This window comes from Nocardia alni (assembly GCF_019038435.1).
Taxonomy (GTDB): Bacteria; Actinomycetota; Actinomycetes; order Mycobacteriales; family Mycobacteriaceae; genus Nocardia; species Nocardia alni.
This window is the reverse complement of sequence record NZ_JAGPOX010000170.1, coordinates 1-20,032: the sequence shown is the minus strand read 5'-3', so window position 1 is coordinate 20,032 and position 20,032 is coordinate 1. Positions and strand designations below refer to the sequence as shown.

The window sequence follows — 20,032 nt, the reverse complement described above, 5'->3', positions numbered from 1 at the left end:
CGCCCGCCCCAGCCCTACATCGTCCGGATCCCACACCAGTCTCCGCAGCGCCTGCGCCGACCGAATCACCAGCACCGGCACCCCACTGGGCCCCGCCTCCGACCCATCCCAACCCCGAATCCGCAACGGGCACTGTCCGAACGCCGTCTCCACCACCCGCACGAGCCGTCCGGCAACCCCGGAAACCGTCTGTCCTACCTGCGCTTGCGCCTGCGTAACCAACGAAAGACCTCCATAAGCTCTATCCAGCGCCTCTCCCAGCCAACGCCCGGGAGAACCCGGCGCCCCACCACACGGTTTCCCGCACGGGGAACCCAGGTGGTTACCTACGCGAACTTTAACGCCATCTCATGATCGAAAAGTCCCATCCGGCACCAATTCCTCGTGGGTCGATCACCCGACGGCGCAACGCGTCCGGGCTGGAGCCGAGGTGGAAGGGCCTACGCCGGGGCGACCTCACGCAGCACCTTCAGGAACGCCCGCATCCATTGCGGGTGATCGGGCCAGGCGCGGCCGGTGACCAGGACGCCGTCGACGTGGTCCGGGCTGTCCACCCAGCGTGCGCCGGCCGCGGCCAGATCGGGCTCCAGCGCGGGGTAGGCGCTGCTACTGCGACCATCGAGCGCGCCGACGGCCGCCAGGATCAGCGGCCCGTGGCACAGCGCCGCGATCGGCTTACCGGCCTCGACGAAATGCTGGACCACCAGCTGGCATTCCTTGTTGCCGCGCAGGTACTCCGGCGCTCTGCCGCCCGGAATCACCACCGCCGCATACTGTTCGGGATCGACCTCGGCGAAACTCAGGTCGGCGGGCCACGTGTGCCCCAGTTTCTCGGTATAGGTATCGAACCCGTCCACGAAATCGTGCACCACGAATTGCAGTTTCTTACGCGCCGGAGCCGCGATATCCACCTCGTATCCCTCCTCCAGCAATCGCTGATAGGGATACATCACCTCGAGATCCTCGGCCGCGTCTCCCGTGATCACAAGCACCTTGGTCATAGCGCTCACCTCCGCATCGATGGTAGTTCCGCCCACCACCGGTCCGGACCGCTTCGGCGAGCCCGCGCTCAGGGGGTGACGATGGAGAAGGCCGGATCGGGAGCGTCGAGGACGGACAGCAGTTCGGCCAGGCGGGTGGGATCGCCGGTGAAGGTGATGTCGCCGTTGGCGACGCCCGTCGGGAAATCCTGGGCGCCGAGCAGCGTCCGGATCAGGGTGAGCCGCGTGAGGGTGAACGTGGCGACAGGCTCGGGCAGTCCGTCGCCGTCGAGGCGGTCGTAGTGAACCAGCAGGCCGTTGCTCATCTCGCCTCGATGGGTCCTGTTCTCGTCGCTGATGTGCCAGTCGGTGACAAGTTTCAGGTCCCATGCCTTGGGGCCGTCGATGCGCAGGGCGAGACCGTCGAACAACTGCTCGACCGTCAGACCCGCGAGCATCGAGGCCGGCGGCCGATCGTTCTGCGGTACTCCGACGCCGTGACGCAGTTCCTGTGCGCCGCTGAGGAAGAAGTTGCGCCACACCGCGTTCTCGGCGCCGTAGCCGAGCTGCTCGAAGGCGCTGGCCTGCAACCGCTTTGCCGCCTCATTGGACGGATCGGCGAAGATCACATAGTTGACCACCTGCGCCACCCACCGATAATCACCGGAGTCGTAGGCGGCCCGCGCCTTACGCAGCACCTCGTCCGCGCCACCCATGAAATCCACATGGCGCTCGGCGGATTCGACCGGCGGATGCTCCCACAGATGCGCCGGATTACCGTCGAACCAGCCCATATACCGCTGGTAGATGGCCTTCACATTGTGCGAGACCGACCCGTAGTACCCGCGGGTGTGCCACGCGTTCTCCACCGCCGGTGGCATTTGGATCATTTCGGCGATCTCGGAACCGACGAACCCCTGGTTCAACAGCCGCAAGGTCTGATCGTGCATGTAGCCGTACATATCCCGTTGCAGTGACATGAAATTCACCACCCGGTCGGTACCCCAGGTCGGCCACAGATGCGAGGAGAACACCACATCGGACTTGCGCGCGAACAGGTTGATCGACTCGGTGAGATAGTGCGCCCAGATGTGCGCATCGCGGACCAGCGCGCCGCGCGGGGTCAGGATGTTGTGCATGGTGTGAATCGCGTTCTCCGCCATGCACAATGCGCGATGGTCCGGCAGGTGGATGTTCATCTCGGCGGGCGCCTCGGTGCCGGGGGTCAGCTGGAAGACCAGCCGCACGCCATCGATGATCTGCTGCTGCCCGGTCTCGCGGATCTCCAGCGTCGGCGGCACCAGACCGATGGATCCTGCCGGTATGTTCTGCCCGATCGCGCTGGTCACCGTGCCCCGCGGGGTGCGCGGCAGCAGTCCGCCGAACATATAACCGGCCCGCCGCGACATCGCGGCCCCGGCGAAGATGTTCTCCGCCACCGCGTGTTCGGCCATCCCCTCGGGCGCGATCACCGGGCACCGGCCGGCGGCCACATCCTCCGGCGTGAGCACACCGAGCGCGCCGCCGAAATGGTCGACGTGCGAATGGGTGTAGATCACGCCGGTGACCGGCTTGTCCCCGCGATGCGCGCGATACAGCGCCAGACCCGCGGCGGCGGATTCGGCGGTGGTGAGCGGATCGATCACCACCACGCCCGAATCACCCTCCAGCAGAGTCATATTCGACAGATCGAAGCCGCGGATCTGGTAGATGCCGGGCGCGACCTCGTACAGCCCGTGCCGTGCGGCGAGCTGCGCCTGCCGCCACAGGCTCGGGTTCACCGTGTCCGGGCAGTCGTCCCGCAGGAAGTCGTACGCCTGGCCGTCCCAGACGGTGTGACCGTCGGGGCGCCGCAGGACGGCAGGCTCGAGCGTGGCAAGGAATCCGCGGTCGGCGTCCTCGAAATCGGCGTCGTCGTCGAATGGGAGCGTGGCCAAAATCCGCTCTCGCGCGGCGAGGGTGTGCGCGGTCGGTCCCTGGTCGGCGGATGCTTCATCGGTCATGCCCCCATATTGCACCCTTGCTGCATTAAGCCGCAAGACGCCCCGGCCGATGCCCTCCTCAGAAAAGTACGCCGACCCGATCCGCGACGAGTGCGCCCTCGAGTTCCAGCAGCTCCCGCTTGCGCTCGACACCACCGGCATAGCCGGTCAACGCGCCGTTCGCGCCGATCACGCGATGGCACGGCCGCACGATCAGCAGCGGATTCGCCCCGATCGCCGTACCCACCGCACGCACTGCGGCCCGGGACACGCCGATCCGGGCCGCGATCTCGCCGTAGCTCACCGTCGTCCCGTAGGGAATGCCGTCCAGCACATCCCAAATCCGACGCTGAAAATCGGTTCCGACAGGAGCCCACTCGATATCGAAGCGTTGCAGCGCACCCCTGAAGTACGCCTCCAGCTGCGCGATGATCTCGGCGAACGCACCCGGCCGCCGATCCCACTCATCGCGCACGGCGACCCTCTTCTCGCCCGCCATCGACAGCGCCGTCAACACCGCGCCGTCCCCGGCCTGCTCCCCCACCAGCAGCAGCTCACCCACCGGGCTGTCCATTGTCGCGTAGATAGCCATCGTGCACCCCTTTCTCGGATTCGTCGTGCTTCCACTACCGAATCTGCCCGATAGGCGGTGACAATACTGGCGGAAATCAGCCATGGCGTTTCCGTGGATCCCGGCGTCAGACGCGCTGCAGAGCCGCGGCTTCGGATACCGGCTTCAGGGTCTTGTCCAGATTGGTACGCAGGGTGGTTGCCGAGTCGAGCAGGTAGTTCTGCCGCACCCGCCACGGGCTGCGGTCGCCCTGGCGCGGGAATTCCGCGATCGAGCGCTGAACGTAGCCCGAGCTCAGATCCAGCAGGGGACGCTCCCGCAGGCTGCCCTGCGGATGCGGGACGACGGCACTGTAGCCGCGCCGGTCCATATGCGCCAGAACCTTGCACACCAGCCGGGAGGTCAGGTCGGCGCGCAGCGTCCACGAGGCATTGGTGTAGCCGATGCATACCGCGAAATTCGGTACGCCGGTGAGCATCGCACCCTGCCAGACGAACTGCTCGGACAGATCGACCGGCGAACCGTCGACCGTGAGCGAGATTCCACCGAACGCGAGCAGTTTCAGGCCGGTGGCCGACACCACGACATCGGCCTCGAGCACCTTACCCGACTTCAGCCGGATGCCTTCGGGCACAAAGGATTCGATGTGGTCGGTGACGACCTCGGCCTTATCCTTGCGCATCGCCTTGAAGAAGTCGGCGTCCGGGACCGCGCACAGCCGCTGATCCCACGGGTTGTAACTGGGCGTGAAATGCTCGGCCACCAGCGCCTCATCCTTCAGGATACGGGTGGTCAGACCTGTCAGCAGCTTGCGCGCGGCCTCGGGACGGCGGCGGCAGTACTGATAGAACCCGACGCTGAACAGAATATTCTTGGCGCGAATCACCCTGTGCGCCAGGCGAGGCGGCAGCAATTCACGAATCTTGTCGGCGTATTTGTCGCGCCCGGGCACCGCCGAGATCCAGGTGGGCGAGCGCTGGAGCATGGTGACATGCTCGGCCTGCTCGGCCATCGCGGGGACCAGCGTGACGGCCGTCGCACCGCTGCCGATCACGACCACCTTCTTGCCGGCGTAATCGAGATCCTCCGGCCAGAACTGCGGATACACCAGTGTGCCGGAATAGTTTTCGACGCCGGGGAAGTGCGGTGCGTGCCCCTGCTCGTAGTCGTAGTAACCGGAGCAGCAGTACACGAACGAGCAACTGATCGTGCGGGTCTCCTGCCCCTCGCGCAGCGTCAGCGTCCAGCGCGCGTCGGCGCTGGACCATTCGGCGCCGATCACCTTGACCCCGAAGCGAATTCGCTTGTCGATGCCGTTCCGCTCCGCGGTCTCGCGCACGTAACGCAGGATCGATGGCCCGTCGGCGATCGACTTGTCGTCGCGCCACGGCTCGAACGGATAGCCGAGGGTGAACATGTCCGAGTCCGAGCGGACGCCGGGATAGCGGAACAGATCCCAGGTGCCACCGAGGCGCTCACGGGCCTCGAGAATCGCGTACGAACGCCCGGGCAGCTCGGTCTGCAGCCGGTAGGCGGCGCCGATCCCGGACAGGCCCGCACCGATGATGACGACGTCGAGATGTTCCATGACACCAGTGTGCGGGGCCACACGATCTCCTTCTTGACTTTGCACGACAACTATTTGACTCTAGACGACATGTCGGTGATCAGATCGGCCGGACTGCGCGGCTTCCGCGCCACGGTAGCCGAGCTGGGCGGTAATGCGGAGGAATTCGCCGCCCAGGCCGGTCTGCCGATCGCCGCGCTGGACGCCGACGATCTGCTGGTCTCGGACCGGGCGATGGCGACGACGCTGGAAATCGCGGCCGAGCGCCTGCAGTGCCCCGACCTGGGCCTGCGCATCGCCACGCGACAGGATCTTGGCATGCTCGGCCCGCTTGCACTGGCCATCCGCAACGCCTCCACCCTCGCCGACGCGCTCGAGTGCACCTCGCGGTACCTGTTCGTACACGCCCGCGCGCTGAGCCTGACACTCGAACCCGACCCGTACGGCGATCGGTCCGTCACCGCGCTGCACTACGGCGTCACCGAAGGGCAGCCGATCACGATCCAGGGCACGGATCTGGGCCTGGCGTTCCTTCATCGCACACTGCTGCGGCTGACCGACGGCCCCTACGGACTGCGGTCGGTCGAACTGCCCTATCGCCCCCTGGCCGCACGCGACATCTACGAGCAGTTCTTCGGCGCACCCGTGCGGTTCGACCGTCCGGTCGCGCTGCTGCGGGTGCCCGGCAGCCTGGCCGCACGGCCGGTGCCCGGCCGAGACGAGCAGCTGGGCCGCCTGGCCATGGCCTTCCTCGCCGAACAGGCCGCCGACGCCGGGGATTCGATCGTGCCGCACGTACGCGCGGCGGTGCAACAGTTGCTGGGCACCACGGCACCCGAAATATCCTCGGTGGCACAGCTTCTCATGCTGCATCCGCGAACCCTCCAGCGTCGCCTGGCCGCCGGGCACACCCGCTTCGCCGATATCCTCGACCAGGTGCGCCGCACCGAGGCCCGCCGCTACCTCACCACGACCGACCTGCCGATGAGCCAGATCGCCTCACTGCTGGGCCTTTCCGAGCAGTCCACCTTCACCCGGAGCTGCCAACGCTGGTGGGCCGCAACACCGTCCGCCGTCCGGCGCGATCACGCGCTGGCCCCGCCGTAGAGCTTCCGTCATCCAGCCCGGAGTTTCCGTCATTCCGGCTTGCATTCGGCCAGAAGACACCGCTACACAGTGGGTAACGATGGATCCCAGCCGAAAGCAACCCGGGACGGCACGCGGGACTCGACAGACGAGTCAGCGGTTCGCCCAGGGGTTGGAGGTGAGGGTGAACCCCGACTCCTTCAGGGATATTCGCGCCTCGTAGAGACGCTTGTATCCGGTGTGGGCGATCCGCCACTGCCCGTCGGCGATCCGGTAGCGGTCCTGATAGTAGGCCGCGCCCCGGATCATCACATCGAAGTCGGGGACTATGACCGTATCCTCCAGACACCATGTGCCGGTGGCGGTTTCACCATCGATCCCGATCACTGGATGAGTGCACACGTGTACGGTGGCGATGTTACCGTCGAGAGACGAGCGCATGAACTCGACGATCGCGGCGCGGCCGGTGAACTGTAGTGGACGCCCTCCGGACGGCGAGCCGTAGTCTCCCGTCGCATCCTCGGCGAACGTGTCACCGAATTCGTCCCATAACTTCGTATCCAGTGCGCGCAGATAGCGATATTTGAGCGTACGAATCTGTTCGAGCGCAACGAGATCCATGTCGGCCACCTCCTCGGGCCCGCACCGCGCGGACGGTCGCGACCACAATAGAACACGTTACAAGTTCTCGTCCCGCATATGGCCGGAACCTGCGAGGTTGCAAGCTCAAGCGTGTGTGCCGCCGTCGATGCGGACCTCGGTGCCGGTGATGAACGCGCCGTCGTCCGACGCCAGCATCGCCACCACGCCGGCCACGGTGTCGGGCGAGGCGAAACCCTGGCCGATGGCCGGGGCCAGCTTCATGAACAGGCTCATATCGGCGTCCGCGGGCAGGCCGGGACCGCGGCCGTCGGTCATATCGCTGGAGATCGAGCCGGGTGCGACCGCGACCACGCGCAAGCCCTGCTTGGCGTACTCGGCCGCGAGCGCGTGGGTCATCGACATGATGCCGCCCTTGGACGCGGCGTAGGCCGACATGTACGGGTGCGCGAAGAAGGCCGAGGTCGAGGTGAAGTTGACGATCACGCCGTGCGCGGACTCCAGCAGGGCGGGCAGCGATTCGCGAATCATCAGGAACGTGCCGGTCAGGTTGACCCCGATGATCCGATTCCACTCGTCCAGCGACACCTGCCGGGTATGCGCCGAGCGCAGAATACCCGCGGCGTTGACCAGCGCATCCAGCCCGCCGAGGGTCTCGACCGCCGAGGCGACACCGGCCCGCACCGAGGACTCGTCGGACACGTCGATCCGCAGCGTGGTCAGCCGCTCCGCGGCGCCCCGCTCGGAGGCCTGCTCCGCGGTCTCGGCCAGCCCGGCCTCGTTGACATCGGCCCCGACGACCGTGCCGCCCTCGGACAGGATGCGGTGCACGGTGGCGCGGCCGATGCCGGAACCCGCGCCGGTGATCAACACGCGGCGATTGTCGAAACGCTCCATGGTCGAACTCTCCTTATTGACGTACCACAGAGGATGCCGTGAAAACGCTGCTCTCGCCCCCGTGCGTCCCGCTGGCTGAACACGCTCGTGGCGAATTTCCGGCGACTACCGCGACGATCGTATTCTTCCCAAACGATCTTCCCCCGGTGCCACACTCGAACCTGGTTGCGCCCCGAGGAGGATGCCATGGCTACGATACCGGCCCCGGGCGCCGCCGAGATCGAGCCCGTCAGGCCCTATCCCCGGCGGATCGCCCCGAAAGGTTCCTACGTCTGGAACATCGTCACGACCACCGACCCCAAGCTGCTCGGGGTCATGTATATCGTCACGTCCGTCGCGTTCTTCCTGATCGGCGGCATGATGGCGCTGCTGATGCGGGTCGAGCTGGCGCGGCCGGGATTACAGTTCCTGTCGCCGGAACAGTACAACCAGCTGTTCACCATGCACGGCACCATCATGCTGCTGTTCTATGCCACGCCGATCGTCTTCGGATTCGCCAATTGCGTTCTGCCGCTGCAGATCGGCGCACCGGACGTGGCGTTCCCACGGCTCAACGCGCTGAGCTACTGGCTGTATCTGTTCGGCGCGACGATCGCCACGGCGGGCTTCATCAGCCCCGGCGGCGCGGCCGATTTCGGCTGGACGGCGTATGTGCCGCTGTCGGACAGCATCCACTCGCCGGGCGTCGGCGGGGACCTGTGGATCATGGGCGTGGCGCTCTCGGGCGTCGGCACCATCCTGGGCGGGGTCAACATGATCACCACCGTGATCTGCCTGCGCTGCCCGGGGATGACGATGTTCCGGATGCCGATCTTCACCTGGAACATTCTGGTCACCAGTGTGCTTGTGCTGCTGGCCTTCCCGATCCTGACCTCGGCGCTGATGGGCCTGGAGGTGGATCGGCATCTGGGCGGGCACATCTACGATCCGGCCAACGGCGGGGCGGTCGAATTCCAGCATCTGTTCTGGTTCTTCGGACATCCCGAGGTGTATATCGTCGCGCTGCCGTTCTTCGGGATCATCACCGAGGTCATTCCGGTGTTCAGCCGTAAGCCGCTGTTCGGTTACACCACACTGGTGTACGCGACGTTGTCGATCGCGGCGCTCTCGGTGGCGGTGTGGGCGCATCACATGTTCGCCACGGGAGCCGTTCTGCTGCCGTACTTCTCGCTGATGACCTTCCTGATCGCGGTACCGACGGGGGTGAAGTTCTTCAACTGGGTGGGCACGATGTGGCGCGGCCAGTTGACATTCGAGACGCCCATGCTGTGGTCGATCGGCTTCCTGACCACCTTCCTGTTCGGCGGTCTGTCCGGTGTCATCCTGGCCAGCCCGCCGCTGGACTTCCATGTCTCGGACACGTATTTCGTTGTCGCGCACTTCCATTACGTGCTGTTCGGCACGATCGTGTTCGCCACGTTCGCCGGGATCTACTTCTGGTTCCCGAAGATGACCGGACGATTCCTGGACGAACGGCTGGGCAAACTCCACTTCTGGACCACGTTCGTGGGCTTCCACACCACCTTCCTGGTCCAGCACTGGCTGGGCGCGGAGGGCATGCCGCGCCGCTACGCCGACTACCTGCCGACCGACGGATTCACCACGCTCAACACGATTTCCACGATCGGATCGTTCATCCTGGGCTTCTCGATGATCACCTTCGTGTGGAATGTCTTCAAGTCCTACCGCTACGGTCAGGTCATCACCGCGGACGACCCGTGGGGCGGCGGGAACTCCCTCGAATGGGCCACCACCAGCCCGCCACCCCGGCACAACTTCTACGAGCTGCCCCGAATCCGTTCCGAACGACCGGCTTTCGAGCTGCACTACCCGCACATGGTGGAACGCATGCGCGCCGAAGCCCACGTGGGCTGGGGCGCACCGAAGGAAAGCTCCCACCTGCTCGACGCGACAGCGACCGAATCCGCCGAGTGAGCCGCGGACACTCGCTCAGCGAATCGTGCCTGCGCCCGCGATCAGAGGCAGGTCCAGCGCTGTAACCCAGCCGGGCGGCAAGGCGTTCACCGCGGGCACCGCGTTCAGCGCGCGCATACCTGTCGCCAGGCAGCCCGCGACGGCCGGTGTGCGGCCCGAACCGTCGGTGAACCGGAACGACGTCTCCTGCGAGATCGACGGCGAGCCGACGATATCCACACGGTAGACATCGTCCTTCGTGCCGGCGGGCCAGTCCGGCGCGGCGTCCAGCCCGATGCGGTTGACGTGCTCGAGCGTGATCACCTCACGGTCGCGGTAGATACCGTTGATGGTGAAGCGGATCGCAGCGACGGTGCCCGCCTTCACGATTCCCTTCGCCGAGGGGCGGTCGGTCGGTGTCACCCACTTGTCCCAGCTGGTGGTGATGCGGTCCAGCTCGATCCCGGCCGCCGTGGCGATCATCGGCACCGTCGGCCCCCACGCCATGATCAGGATGTCCGGATGTTCCAGCAGCGCGGAGAATTCCGGCGGATGCCCGATGCCCATCTCGAATTCGTAGTCGCCCTCGTAGTCCGTGTAGTCCAGCAGCTCCGACGCGCGCACCGAGCTGACCTCGCCACACAGGCCCATCAGCGTCATCGGGAACAGGTCGTTGGCGAAGCCGGGGTCGATGCCGGTGGTGAAGCAGGACGAGCCACCCGCCGCGCACGCCTCGGTGATCGGATCGCGCCACACGCCCGGCAGCTGGTCCATATCCGGCCACACCCACGGCGTCATGGCCGTGGAGCACACGTCGATCCCCGCGCGCAGAAACGCGCCGATCACGCGGATGTTCTCGTCGGCGAACTGCGCGGTCGGACCATAGTGCACCACCGCGTCGGGCCGAAGCGCGATCAGCTCCTCGACCGAATTCGTGGCCAGCACACCGGTTTTCCCGCCACCGCACAGCTCACCCGCATCGCGTCCGACCTTCTCGGGATTGCTCACCCCGACGCCGGCCAGCTCGAACCTCGGGTGCCGCAGAATCTCGGCGAGCACCATCGACCCCACGACGCCGGTGCCCCACAGCACGATTCGTTTCGTATCCTCGGACATGCTCACTCCTCAGCGGTGGAATTCGCCGCAGTCGACGGTCAGCATCTGCCCGGTGACTGCCGTAGCCAGATCGCTGGCCAGGAACAGCGTCGCCCGCGCGACCTCCTCGGGCGCGGCCAGGCGCTTGAGATCGGTCGGTTCGGCCTTCTGCCGGTAGATCTCCTCGTGCGTCACCCCAGCCTGCTGGGCCAGCCAGTCGAAGTAGGCCTTGTTGATGTCCTCGTACACGTAGGACGGCGCGATGCTGTTCACCCGGATGCCGCGCGGCCCCAGCTCGGTCGCCAGCGACGAGGCCAGATGCGCCAGAGCGCCTTTGGACAGTTTGTAGCCGGAGTACTCCGGCTGCGAGCTGTAGGACACGCACGAGTTCAGCATGATGATCGAGCCGCGCGAGGCGGCCAGCGCGTCGGCGAACAACGCCGAAAGCCGCAGCGGCGCGAACACATTCGTCTCGTTGGCGGTGCGCAGCGCCGCCGGATCGATCGTGCTGATCGGATCCATCGGCGGGATGGCGAAGGCGTTGTTGATCAGGCAGTCGACCCGGCCGAACTCCGCGACCGCCTGCTGCGCCAGCGCGCTGCGCTGATCCTCGTCGGTGATATCGGTCGGCACGACCGCGGCGGCGCGGCCGTGCGAGCGAACCTCCTCGGCGAGCTTCTCCAGCCGCTTGCGGGTCCGGCTCACCAGCACCAGATCCGCGCCCATCCGGGCCGCCTCGACGGCCAGGGTGCGGCCCAGGCCCGGGCCGACGCCCGACAGCACGATGACCTTGTCCTGCAGTAGAGGCACCGGGCTGTACGACAACTCCGGCTCGGCGACATGCGAAGCAGCGGACACGACTCCTCCTCCGAGTCTCCAGCCGTTACACTATGTAACGACTTAGATGTGACAGACTGTAACGACTCTGGCTCGCGCTGACAAGGACGGATTCCGTGCCCGAACGCCATCGCCTCGGCCCGCGCCGCGACCCCGCCGTCGACCGCGCGGTGCTCGATGCCGCGCGCAGCCTGCTCGTCGAACGCGGTTATGCCGCAACCTCGATCGATGCGATCGCCACCCGCGCGGGGGTCAGCCGCCCCGCGATCTACCGCCGCTGGCCGTCCAAGGCGCACCTGATCGCGAAGGCGGTGTTTCCGAGCGTCGACACCGGCGAGGTCGCCCCCGATCTGGTCGCCGAGATCCGCAAGGTGATCGCCGGGACGATCCAGTTGTTCGGCTCGGCCGAGGCGCGCGCGGCGATGCCGGGACTGATGAGCGAGATGCGCGCGGATTCCTCGCTCTACCAGAAACTTTCGGCCCGCCTGGACACCCCGACCCGCGACGAGCTGTCCGGATACCTGCCTACCGACGCGGCACCCTCACGCCCCGGCCTGAATCCCGACACCCTGCTGGACACCATCGCCGGCGCCGCCCTGTTCGCCATGTGCATCCGCGATATCGACAATATGGACGGCTTTGCCGCGTCGCTGGAGGATCTGCTGCTGTATGGCATCGTGGGCGCGCGACCGTAGACTGGAGCTGCCGACCACCACCGGAGATCATCATGAAGAAGCGGACAACTCTCCTCTTGGTCGCCGCCGCAGCGACGACGATGTTGACGGGCCTTGCCGCACAATCCGCGCAGGCCGCCCCCGATATGGGCGGTGATTGCGCGATACTCGGGCCGATCGGCGCGAACTCGATCAGCACCCTGTCACCCTGGCAGAACGAGCCCCAGTCCCAGGCAGCGCCGCAGCTGGCCGCCTATCTGGGCGGCCTGCGCGCCAAGGAGGGCGGTCTGCACACTGCACAGGGCCGCGCCGACCTCGACGCCTACATCAACGCCCTGAACGGCGCGAGCTCGAGCGCCGCCGCACCCCAGATCCTCGCCGCGATCAACCGCCTGGAATCGGACTGCCCCGCCTGAGCGCGACCTGACACCGCATACAGACACTCGGCCGCGAATCTCCCATTCCGGGCGGGAGTCTCGCTACCCAAGCACGGAATCTCCCCATCCCACGCAGAACCCCGTCTTTCCGGCGTGCTTTTGGCCGGGATCCACAGCGACACCGGTGGATTCCGACCAAAAGCCCGTGTCCCGCCGCACGAGAGCCTGTTGACGGCTGGAAATGCCTCACCCGCACCACCCGTCCCAGTGGCACCTATTTCCGGATCGGCACGCCGGAACGACGCAGGGCCGACGCGCCACGTCGACGATGAAGATTCGGCGCGCGTCAAACTAGCGTGTTCGAACATTTGTTCGATACACTCTGTGCTCGGCATATTTCAGCGCAACCCTGCGGGAACGAGTGCGGCATGTACGACTGCGGCGCGGCGTCCAGAAAGGCATGTCCATGGCCGAGTTCGGCTCGTCGACCTCCGATCACAGCGCCGATGCCAGGCTGGCCGAACAGGCCCAGTCGCATCGAGAGCTGTTGCGCGGCCCCGTCGAGGAGTATCGGTGGCGACTCGAACGACAGGCCCGATACCTGGGCCCGACACAACGCCCGCCGCTGCTCGCGGTGGCGCGGGAGCGCATCGCCGACCTGATGATCGACCCGGTGCGCCACCGCGAGCTCGATATGGACGCGTATCTGGCGGTCCGCGAGGGCTGGCCGGTCCGGTTCGACGCCCGGCGGCAGATGTTCGTGGCCGAACGCGGGCGGCACGAGGTGTGGATCGGGCCGCACAGCGCCGAGCGCCGCCTGGGCATCATCGCCCGGCTGGCCGCCGAGGGCGCGGAGCTGGAGCAGATCCTGCTGGTCGCGTCGGTCGTGATCGCCCACCCCCCGGGCCCGGGCGCGGCGGTGGTGCCGCCCGTCCGGGCACGCCGCGCTGAATCCGGCCCCTCGGCGATGCCCCGCGCGAGCGGCTCCGCGGGGTAGGCGTCCGGCTCGCGGCGGCCGTCGTCACGACCGCCGCAGGCCCGACCGGTTCACCACCGATTTCGCAAGGCTCCCCACCGATTTCGAGGTCTTCGGGGCCGTGTCCGAATCGGGCCCCGGCGCGGAGTCGATCGGCCCCAATCGCTTGTGCACCATGTACTGCTGCGCGAAGGTCCAGGTGTTGCTGGTGGCGAAGTACACCAGAATCCCGACCGGCATCACCAGACCGGCCGCGAGCGTGCCGAGCGGGAACAGGTACATGGTCATCAGGTTGATCAGCCGGGTCTGCGCGGTGACCTCGCCCTGCCGGCTCACCGAGGCGCGAGCGGTCAGATGCGTACAGACCGCGCCGACCAGCACCAGCGGAATCGCAACGGCGGCAACCGAAACCCAGTCGGCGCCCGAGGTGAGCAGCGTCGCCGACAGCGGCGCGGTGAACAGCTTCGCGTGCAGGAACGACTGCACCTGCGCGGGCGAGAACACATAGTTCGCGACCGCGGCGTTCTGCGCGGCGCTCATCCGCGCGGGATGGCCCAGCAGTCGCACCACCAGCGATCCGGAACCGGTGCGGTCGAACGAACTGAGCACGTGGAACAGGCCCAGGAAGATCACCAGTTGCGCGAATATCGGCAGGCATCCACTCAGCACGCTGAACTCGTGCTGCTTCTGCAGGGCACGCATCTCGACAGTCAGGCGCTCGCGGTCGTCGGCGTATTTCGTCTGCAGTTCCTGCATCTTGGGCCGCAGCACCGACATGGTCCGCTGAAACTTCACCTGCGCCATGAAGGGTTTGTAGAGCGCTCCGCGCAGCGTCAGCACGAGGAAGACGATGGCCAGCGCCCAGGCCACGCCGCTGGCGGAGCCGAAGAGCGCGGCGAATCCGGTGTGCCATAACCACAGCACCGCGGAGATCGGATAATAAATGACATCGAGCATGGGGACAACACCTCACTGCGAGGTGCCCGCGTACGGGCGAGGGTGAACGGGGGTCAGCGAAGTAGCAGACCGCGCCGCGGCACGGTCAGCCGCCGCACCCCGGTGCCCTGGGCCGCGCTCGGCCCGCCGTGTCCGGATTACTCTGGCGCAGAAACGATCCGCGCCGCCGTCGCTGCGCCGATACCGGCGGCCCCGGCTGCACGGCGACCGGCAAGACTCGCACCTGGGCGGAATGCGCCGTCGCGACGGCCAATCCCAACATGACCGCGGTGCCGACGGCCAGCAGCGAACCCGCCTGCTCCGGCATCAGCACCATGGCCCAGAGGGATACGACAAACGCACACACCATCGGCGCCGATCGCATCACCATGCCCAGAGAATACCCGCTGCGCACGCGGTGCCGACGAGGAAACCACCGCGCGTTGGCTTTTGCCCGGAATTCACCCTTCGGCGATGCCGCGCCGGTGACCAGCGATGCCCTCGATAACCAGAGATCAGTCGAATTCCTCGGGTACGAACGATTCGGAAGACGTCCGGAAATCGGCGACGAAACGCGCGACGCGACCATCCACGGTGCGGCCGATCCAGACCGGAAAACCGCCGTCGCCACCGGTATTGAACTTGATCAGGTTACCGGGAGCCGACGGGTGTTCGAAGGACACATCCTCATCAACCATGAAGTCGTGCTTCGTGTCCTGGTCTGCGATCAGGAGGCGATGGATATTCGTCCCGGCGTCGTAGAAGCAGCCGGATCCGGAGTCGACACCGAAACAGAAGCTCTCGTCCGACTCGAGCATCCACACCCGATCATCCGTCCGCACGGCAGGCTCCCAGCTCGTGACCGGCTCATCGGCCACCACCACACTTGCCGTCAACAACGTGACGTAGTTGTCGCTGTCCACGCGATACGAGTTGGATTCCACCACAGGATAATTTCCGGGGGGGACGGTCACCGCGTACGGCTCCTCGTCGTCGTAGCAGGGGTCCTGCACGACCAGGCGCCCGGTGGGCATCCGCAGTACACCGGTTTGCTCGAGTTCGATGGTGGCGAGGTAGCCGCAATCGTCGAAACCCTCGGTTCCGGCTGCGAGCAGATGGTCCATCCAGATCGGCTGCGGCGGCCCCGGCGGACGCCACGGGCGCGCTTCGGGGGACAGCCCTCGACCGTGCGGATCGGAGACGTCGCGCACCGTTCCCCACGAATCGGGTGCGGGTTCGAGCAGCTCGAGCAGCGCCGTCGATCGCACCCACTGTCCGAAGATCGGCACAGCGACCGTGTTGGCCGATTCACCGGAGACCCGATTACTGCCCAGCAGGCCGCCCGATCGGCTGAGTTTCTGGATGCGAGCCGTCCAGTCCGATCCTCCCGGAAGCAGGCGGCGATGCCGGTAGAGGGCCTCGTCGGCGAACTCGTAGTCCTCCTCCTCGTACTCCCACTGCCGCACGGACTTGACGGCCAGCACATCACCGAGCCGATGCGTCTCGATCTGAGCGACCCGGTCGCCCGCTTCGTCGAACACCCACATGTTGAGATATGACTCACCCCAGGCGATTTCGACCAGCGCGACCGGGGCATCGTCGCGGGAGAACAGCGCGGCGTACTGCTCGCCTGCCCGGTCCCGTTCGGCCGCGAGCTCCGCCGACAGCGGGCCCACCACCTCACAAGCCAGGGAATCCCAGCCCTCGCAGTAGAATACGTCCACGTCCACCCGACATGTTTACCGCCGATGGGACCATTTCCCAACTCGAGTGACCGCGGCCGGGCTGAGCGAGGCCGTGCCCACCCACGCGGTGTCCGCGATCCTCGTTCACGGCACCGCCGACACGACCGTGTCGATCACCGGAGGGGATTCCCGCTGCCTCGGTCCGAATGGTGAATTACGCGGGCGCACATCGAGTTCGACGGAATCGGCCGTACACTGGCGCACGATCGACCGGTGCGCGGGCGCGACCGTCACCACCGATGGTTCGTCACGGCACGCCGTCGACGGCGGCGTCGGCGGTAGCCGGGTCAGCGTGTGGACGGTCTTCGACCTCAGCGGGGGCGCAAACCGTCCAGGACCACGGTCAGGTTGCGGGACCACTGATCGCGGTCGGCGCGCAGGCCGATGGTATCGGCGTCGGTCGAGACGCCCGCGAGCAGGAAAGCCACGTCCTGCCAGGCTATATCGTCACGCAGCGCACCCTCGCGCTGCGCGGCGTCTACCAGTTTTCTCATCCGCGTGCGGATTTCGGACAGCACGCGATCCAGTCCAGGAAATCCCGCGCCACCGAGCGCCTCGTTGACCCCGCAGCTCTCCGCGCGCAATCGCACGTACACGGCGGCGAATTCGGTGAAGCCGTGCCACGGATCAGGGTCGGCGACGGCGCGGTCGCCGAGCACGAGCACCTCCTCGAGCACCTCCTCCAGCACCGCCTGCAACAGCGCCTCCAACGAGGAGACGCGACGATAGAAGGTGCCCTTGCCGACCCCGGCGCGCTCGGCGATCTCCTGCGCGGTGACCTCGACCCCCACCTCGGCCAGCGCCGCACGGGCCGCACCCACCAGGCGCTCGAGGCTACGCCGGGCGTCGGCACGCGGTGCGGTGCCGGTCTCGTCGGCGAGCAGCCGTTCCACGGCGTTGTTCATACGGCCACCCTAACAAAGTGGACTCACCGAGTCCGTTTCGGTATAAACGGACTCAGCAAGTCCGTTTTATCGAACAAGGAGTGGTCATGGACCCGATTCGAGTCGGCATAGTCGGCGCCAACCCTGATCGCGGATGGGCGGTGCGTGCGCATATCCCCGCGCTGCAAGCACTTCCGGACTTCCGCATCACCGCCGTCGGCACCACCCGATCCGAGACCGCCCGGGAGGCCGCGCGGCGATTCGGCGTCGAACACGCCCACACCGATCCGCGCGAACTGGCCGAGAATCCCGAGGTCGACCTGGTGGCGGTTACGGTGAAGGCTCCGGCCCACGCCGCGGTGATCCGGCCCGCGCTGGCGGCGGGCAAGCACGTCTACTGCGAGTGGCCGCTCACCGGACACCTGGCCGGCGCGCAGGAACTGGCCGAACTCGCCGCCACCGCGGGCGTGCACCATGCGGTGGGTCTGCAGGCCCGCTACGCACCGGCGATCGTTGGCGCCCGTCGGCTCATCGCGGAAGGATATGTGGGCCAGGTGATTTCGGTGACGGTGTATGCCGCGCGCGGTCTACGCGCGGGTGGGACGGTGCCCGGCTGGGCGGCGTACACCCTGGATGACCGCAACGGCGCGGGCATGCTCGGCATCGGCGGCGGGCACACCCTCGACGCGGTCGAATACCTGGTGGGCGGATTCGCCGACGTCTCCGCGCGCCTGGCCATCCGTCATCCACACGCGAAGGTCGCGGAGACCGGCGTGGGCGTCGAGTCGACCGGCCCGGATCATCTGCTGTTCGACGCCGTCACGCGCGAGGACGTGCTGGTGTCGGCGCATCTCCACGACGCCAAGGTCACCGACGCCCGCACCCGGATCGAGATCTCGGGCACCGCAGGCGATCTGGCGATCGTCTCCGGGGAATACGGCGCCGGTGGGGTGCAAATGAGCGAACTGCACCTGCTCGGCGCCCGCGACGGCTCCTCCTGGACCGATCTGCCGGGCGAAGATCCGCTGTCCGCAACGACTTTCGATGTCGAGGCGGGCAATGTCGCGAGGGTGTACGCGGCACTGGCCCAAGATATCCGCACCGGGGCACACACCGTGCCGGACTTCACGCACGGCGTGCACGCCCACCGGCTACTGGACGCCGTACGCCGCTCCGCCGACGCGGGCGCCCGGGTCCACTTGCGCTGACACGGCCGGTCTCGCCTGCTACGCGAACCATCACACGAGTTCGAGGGTGTGTCCACCTGTCCCGACAGTGCCCGGCACTCGGACCATCGCTCGAGCACGGCGGCGTGTCCACCTACCCTGACAGAGCCCGATACGCGGACTGTCACGCGAGTTCGGGGCGATCGCTTGCCCGACGGGCCGCGCATGACCACTGTCCGCCGACGGGGCGCACGGGTCCACCTCGACCATGCGTGCCGCCCGACAACGCGGTCACCTGCGCCAGATAGTCTCGGTGCGGCGGTGACCACGGACGGCTGCTCATCAGCACTACTTCCCGACCACCGTCGACCGGCTCGAACGAAAGGTGATTCCGATGACCGACGCGGTGCGCAGGCACGATCCGGAGGTGCGCGGCTTCGCCAGCGACAACTGGGCCGGAGTACATCCCGAGGTACTGGAAGCGCTTGCCCTGGCCAACGGCGGCCACCAAACCTCTTACGGCACGGACGATTACACCGAAGCCCTGCAGCACGTGTTCGCCCGCCACTTCGGCGAACGGGCGCAGGTCTATCCCGTCGCCACCGGCACGGGGGCCAATGTCGTTGCGCTACAGGCGTTGCTGCCGCGATGGGGTGCGGTGATCACGGCCGACACCGCGCATGTCAACGCCGACGAGTGCGGTGCGGCGGAGAAGGTCGGCGGGATCAAGATCTATCCGGTCGAGTCGCCCGACGGCAAGCTCACTCCCGAACTGGTCGACCGGCAGAGCTGGGGACGCGGCCACGAGCACCGCGCCCAGCCCCTGGCCGTCTCGCTCACCCAGAGCACCGAAATGGGCACGTGTTATTCGATCGAGGAAATCCGCGCGCTCTGCGATCATGCCCATGATCAGGGCATGATGGTCCATCTCGACGGCGCGCGACTGGCCAACGCGGCCGCGCATCTCGGCGCGGGCCTGGGCGAGATCACTACCGACGCGGGCGTGGACATCGTGTCCTTCGGTGGTACGAAGAACGGCCTGATGATGGCCGAGGCGGTGGTCGTGCTGACCCCCGAACGCATCGATGAGATCACCTACCTGCGTATGTCTTCCACACAGTTGGTCTCCAAGATGCGATTCGTCTCGGTACAGCTCGAGGCGCTGCTCGCGGGCAACCTGTGGTTGCGAAACGCCTTGCACGCCAACGCCATGGCAACCCGGCTGGCCACGGCGGCGGCCCGGATCGAGGGCGTGCGGATCGCCCGGCCCGTCCAGTCCAACGGTGTCTTCGCCGTGCTCCCGCCGGAGGTCGCCGAGCGTTTGCGCAAGCGCTTCCCGTTCCACACATGGGACGAGAGCACCGGCGAGGTCCGCTGGATGTGCGCCTTCGACACCACCCCGCAGGACGTCGACGCCTTCGTCGAGGCTCTCGAGACCGAAATGCGCGCGTAGTCAGGCGAGCCGACCGATGAGCAGATGCCCCGGAAACGGCTTCTGCTCGATCTCGCGATGATCCACGGACAGACCGGCGCTCTCGAGGGCGGCGGTCAGCTCGGCGACCGGACGCAACCGGAACCCGTACCCGGTGAACGGCAGTTTCGCCATACCGTCGGGATCGCCGACACCGATCACCACGCGTCCCTTCGGCCGCAGCACCCGCGCCAGCTCCGCGCACGCACGATCCAGCTCTGGCACGAAATACAGGGTGTTGACGGTGATCACCGCATCCAGACTCGCATCGGCC

At 66.9% G+C, this 20,032-nt stretch carries 20 protein-coding genes and 1 pseudogene; 7 read left to right on the top strand and 14 right to left on the bottom strand.

Annotated elements, in window-relative coordinates:
- From JZ791_RS38665 to JZ791_RS38645, 5 genes and pseudogenes are all read right to left on the bottom strand, one after another.
- Positions 1 to 222 (bottom strand): annotated as a pseudogene (locus JZ791_RS38665) (hypothetical protein); the annotation flags it as partial.
- 218 nt (positions 223 to 440) lie between these two features.
- On the bottom strand, positions 441 to 1,001 hold the full coding sequence (locus JZ791_RS38660; RefSeq protein WP_216902055.1) for a DJ-1/PfpI family protein: 561 nt from the start codon (positions 999 to 1,001) through the stop codon (positions 441 to 443).
- A 68-nt stretch (positions 1,002 to 1,069) separates the two neighbouring features.
- On the bottom strand, positions 1,070 to 2,983 hold the full coding sequence (locus JZ791_RS38655; protein WP_216902053.1) for an alkyl/aryl-sulfatase: 1,914 nt from the start codon (positions 2,981 to 2,983) through the stop codon (positions 1,070 to 1,072).
- 58 nt (positions 2,984 to 3,041) lie between these two features.
- The gene (locus JZ791_RS38650; protein WP_216902051.1) at positions 3,042 to 3,554 is read right to left on the bottom strand and encodes a methylated-DNA--[protein]-cysteine S-methyltransferase; all 513 of its coding nucleotides are present in this window, start codon (positions 3,552 to 3,554) and stop codon (positions 3,042 to 3,044) included.
- A 106-nt stretch (positions 3,555 to 3,660) separates the two neighbouring features.
- Positions 3,661 to 5,121 carry a flavin-containing monooxygenase gene (locus tag JZ791_RS38645; protein WP_216902049.1) on the bottom strand — a complete coding sequence of 487 codons (1,461 nt, stop codon included), beginning with the start codon at positions 5,119 to 5,121 and terminating at the stop codon, positions 3,661 to 3,663.
- 69 nt (positions 5,122 to 5,190) lie between these two features.
- On the opposite strand from JZ791_RS38645, the gene JZ791_RS38640 reads away from it, so the two are divergent.
- Entirely contained in the window at positions 5,191 to 6,207 is a 1,017-nt protein-coding gene (locus tag JZ791_RS38640; RefSeq protein ID WP_216902047.1) for an AraC family transcriptional regulator, read from the top strand.
- A 132-nt stretch (positions 6,208 to 6,339) separates the two neighbouring features.
- On the opposite strand, the gene JZ791_RS38635 is transcribed toward JZ791_RS38640, so the two are convergent.
- Both JZ791_RS38635 and JZ791_RS38630 read right to left on the bottom strand, forming a co-directional pair.
- Positions 6,340 to 6,807, bottom strand: a complete 468-nt coding sequence (locus JZ791_RS38635) for a nuclear transport factor 2 family protein (protein WP_216902045.1) — start codon at positions 6,805 to 6,807, stop codon at positions 6,340 to 6,342.
- A gap of 105 nt (positions 6,808 to 6,912) precedes the next feature.
- Entirely contained in the window at positions 6,913 to 7,683 is a 771-nt protein-coding gene (locus tag JZ791_RS38630; RefSeq protein ID WP_216902043.1) for an SDR family NAD(P)-dependent oxidoreductase, read from the bottom strand.
- Positions 7,684 to 7,869: 186 nt separating this feature from the next.
- Between JZ791_RS38630 and ctaD the strand changes: the two genes are divergently transcribed.
- Complete coding sequence (gene ctaD, locus JZ791_RS38625) at positions 7,870 to 9,618, top strand: aa3-type cytochrome oxidase subunit I (RefSeq protein WP_216902041.1); 1,749 nt, start codon at positions 7,870 to 7,872, stop codon at positions 9,616 to 9,618.
- Between the two features lie 15 nt (positions 9,619 to 9,633).
- Here ctaD and JZ791_RS38620 read toward each other — a convergent pair whose 3' ends face one another.
- Both JZ791_RS38620 and JZ791_RS38615 read right to left on the bottom strand, forming a co-directional pair.
- Complete coding sequence (locus tag JZ791_RS38620) at positions 9,634 to 10,713, bottom strand: NAD(P)H-dependent amine dehydrogenase family protein (RefSeq protein ID WP_216902040.1); 1,080 nt, start codon at positions 10,711 to 10,713, stop codon at positions 9,634 to 9,636.
- 9 nt (positions 10,714 to 10,722) lie between these two features.
- Complete coding sequence (locus JZ791_RS38615) at positions 10,723 to 11,550, bottom strand: SDR family oxidoreductase (RefSeq protein ID WP_308163371.1); 828 nt, start codon at positions 11,548 to 11,550, stop codon at positions 10,723 to 10,725.
- Between the two features lie 95 nt (positions 11,551 to 11,645).
- Here JZ791_RS38615 and JZ791_RS38610 point away from each other — a divergent pair, with 95 nt between their 5' ends.
- From JZ791_RS38610 to JZ791_RS38600, 3 genes are all read left to right on the top strand, one after another.
- Entirely contained in the window at positions 11,646 to 12,224 is a 579-nt protein-coding gene (locus JZ791_RS38610) for a TetR/AcrR family transcriptional regulator (RefSeq protein WP_216902039.1), read from the top strand.
- Positions 12,225 to 12,256: 32 nt separating this feature from the next.
- A complete protein-coding gene (locus tag JZ791_RS38605; RefSeq protein ID WP_216902037.1) occupies positions 12,257 to 12,619 on the top strand; it encodes a hypothetical protein in 363 nt (120 codons plus the stop codon).
- 427 nt (positions 12,620 to 13,046) lie between these two features.
- Positions 13,047 to 13,577 (top strand): hypothetical protein, encoded by a 531-nt coding sequence (locus JZ791_RS38600; protein WP_216902035.1) that lies wholly within the window; start codon positions 13,047 to 13,049, stop codon positions 13,575 to 13,577.
- A 24-nt stretch (positions 13,578 to 13,601) separates the two neighbouring features.
- Here JZ791_RS38600 and yidC read toward each other — a convergent pair whose 3' ends face one another.
- The 4 genes from yidC to JZ791_RS38580 form a co-directional block, all read right to left on the bottom strand.
- Positions 13,602 to 14,513: a membrane protein insertase YidC gene (gene yidC / locus JZ791_RS38595; RefSeq protein WP_216902033.1), complete on the bottom strand. Its 912-nt coding sequence runs from the start codon at positions 14,511 to 14,513 to the stop codon at positions 13,602 to 13,604.
- 85 nt (positions 14,514 to 14,598) lie between these two features.
- Positions 14,599 to 14,883, bottom strand: coding sequence for a DUF6412 domain-containing protein (locus tag JZ791_RS38590; protein ID WP_216902031.1), 285 nt, complete (start codon positions 14,881 to 14,883; stop codon positions 14,599 to 14,601).
- 124 nt (positions 14,884 to 15,007) lie between these two features.
- Positions 15,008 to 16,222, bottom strand: coding sequence for a DUF4241 domain-containing protein (locus JZ791_RS46705; protein WP_216902029.1), 1,215 nt, complete (start codon positions 16,220 to 16,222; stop codon positions 15,008 to 15,010).
- A gap of 326 nt (positions 16,223 to 16,548) precedes the next feature.
- Positions 16,549 to 17,142, bottom strand: coding sequence for a TetR/AcrR family transcriptional regulator (locus JZ791_RS38580; RefSeq protein WP_216902027.1), 594 nt, complete (start codon positions 17,140 to 17,142; stop codon positions 16,549 to 16,551).
- 86 nt (positions 17,143 to 17,228) lie between these two features.
- Here JZ791_RS38580 and JZ791_RS38575 point away from each other — a divergent pair, with 86 nt between their 5' ends.
- Both JZ791_RS38575 and JZ791_RS38570 read left to right on the top strand, forming a co-directional pair.
- A complete protein-coding gene (locus JZ791_RS38575; protein WP_216902025.1) occupies positions 17,229 to 18,329 on the top strand; it encodes a Gfo/Idh/MocA family protein in 1,101 nt (366 codons plus the stop codon).
- A 352-nt stretch (positions 18,330 to 18,681) separates the two neighbouring features.
- Positions 18,682 to 19,740, top strand: coding sequence for a threonine aldolase family protein (locus JZ791_RS38570; protein ID WP_216902024.1), 1,059 nt, complete (start codon positions 18,682 to 18,684; stop codon positions 19,738 to 19,740).
- Here the strand turns inward: JZ791_RS38570 and JZ791_RS38565 are convergent.
- On the bottom strand, positions 19,741 to 20,032 hold a 292-nt coding region (locus tag JZ791_RS38565; protein WP_216902022.1), incomplete at its 5' end, for a class I SAM-dependent methyltransferase.

Bases quoted from the DNA above. Each gene is read 5' to 3' on its own strand.
- JZ791_RS38660 (WP_216902055.1), bottom strand. From the start codon at position 1,001: ATGACCAAGGTGCTTGTGATCACGGGAGACGCGGCCGAGGATCTCGAG.
- JZ791_RS38655 (WP_216902053.1), bottom strand. From the start codon at position 2,983: ATGACCGATGAAGCATCCGCCGACCAGGGACCGACCGCGCACACCCTC.
- JZ791_RS38650 (WP_216902051.1), bottom strand. From the start codon at position 3,554: ATGGCTATCTACGCGACAATGGACAGCCCGGTGGGTGAGCTGCTGCTG.
- JZ791_RS38645 (WP_216902049.1), bottom strand. From the start codon at position 5,121: ATGGAACATCTCGACGTCGTCATCATCGGTGCGGGCCTGTCCGGGATC.
- JZ791_RS38640 (WP_216902047.1), top strand. From the start codon at position 5,191: ATGTCGGTGATCAGATCGGCCGGACTGCGCGGCTTCCGCGCCACGGTA.
- JZ791_RS38635 (WP_216902045.1), bottom strand. From the start codon at position 6,807: ATGGATCTCGTTGCGCTCGAACAGATTCGTACGCTCAAATATCGCTAT.
- JZ791_RS38630 (WP_216902043.1), bottom strand. From the start codon at position 7,683: ATGGAGCGTTTCGACAATCGCCGCGTGTTGATCACCGGCGCGGGTTCC.
- ctaD (WP_216902041.1), top strand. From the start codon at position 7,870: ATGGCTACGATACCGGCCCCGGGCGCCGCCGAGATCGAGCCCGTCAGG.
- JZ791_RS38620 (WP_216902040.1), bottom strand. From the start codon at position 10,713: ATGTCCGAGGATACGAAACGAATCGTGCTGTGGGGCACCGGCGTCGTG.
- JZ791_RS38605 (WP_216902037.1), top strand. From the start codon at position 12,257: ATGAAGAAGCGGACAACTCTCCTCTTGGTCGCCGCCGCAGCGACGACG.
- JZ791_RS38600 (WP_216902035.1), top strand. From the start codon at position 13,047: ATGGCCGAGTTCGGCTCGTCGACCTCCGATCACAGCGCCGATGCCAGG.
- yidC (WP_216902033.1), bottom strand. From the start codon at position 14,513: ATGCTCGATGTCATTTATTATCCGATCTCCGCGGTGCTGTGGTTATGG.
- JZ791_RS38590 (WP_216902031.1), bottom strand. From the start codon at position 14,883: ATGGTGATGCGATCGGCGCCGATGGTGTGTGCGTTTGTCGTATCCCTC.
- JZ791_RS38580 (WP_216902027.1), bottom strand. From the start codon at position 17,142: ATGAACAACGCCGTGGAACGGCTGCTCGCCGACGAGACCGGCACCGCA.
- JZ791_RS38575 (WP_216902025.1), top strand. From the start codon at position 17,229: ATGGACCCGATTCGAGTCGGCATAGTCGGCGCCAACCCTGATCGCGGA.
- JZ791_RS38570 (WP_216902024.1), top strand. From the start codon at position 18,682: ATGACCGACGCGGTGCGCAGGCACGATCCGGAGGTGCGCGGCTTCGCC.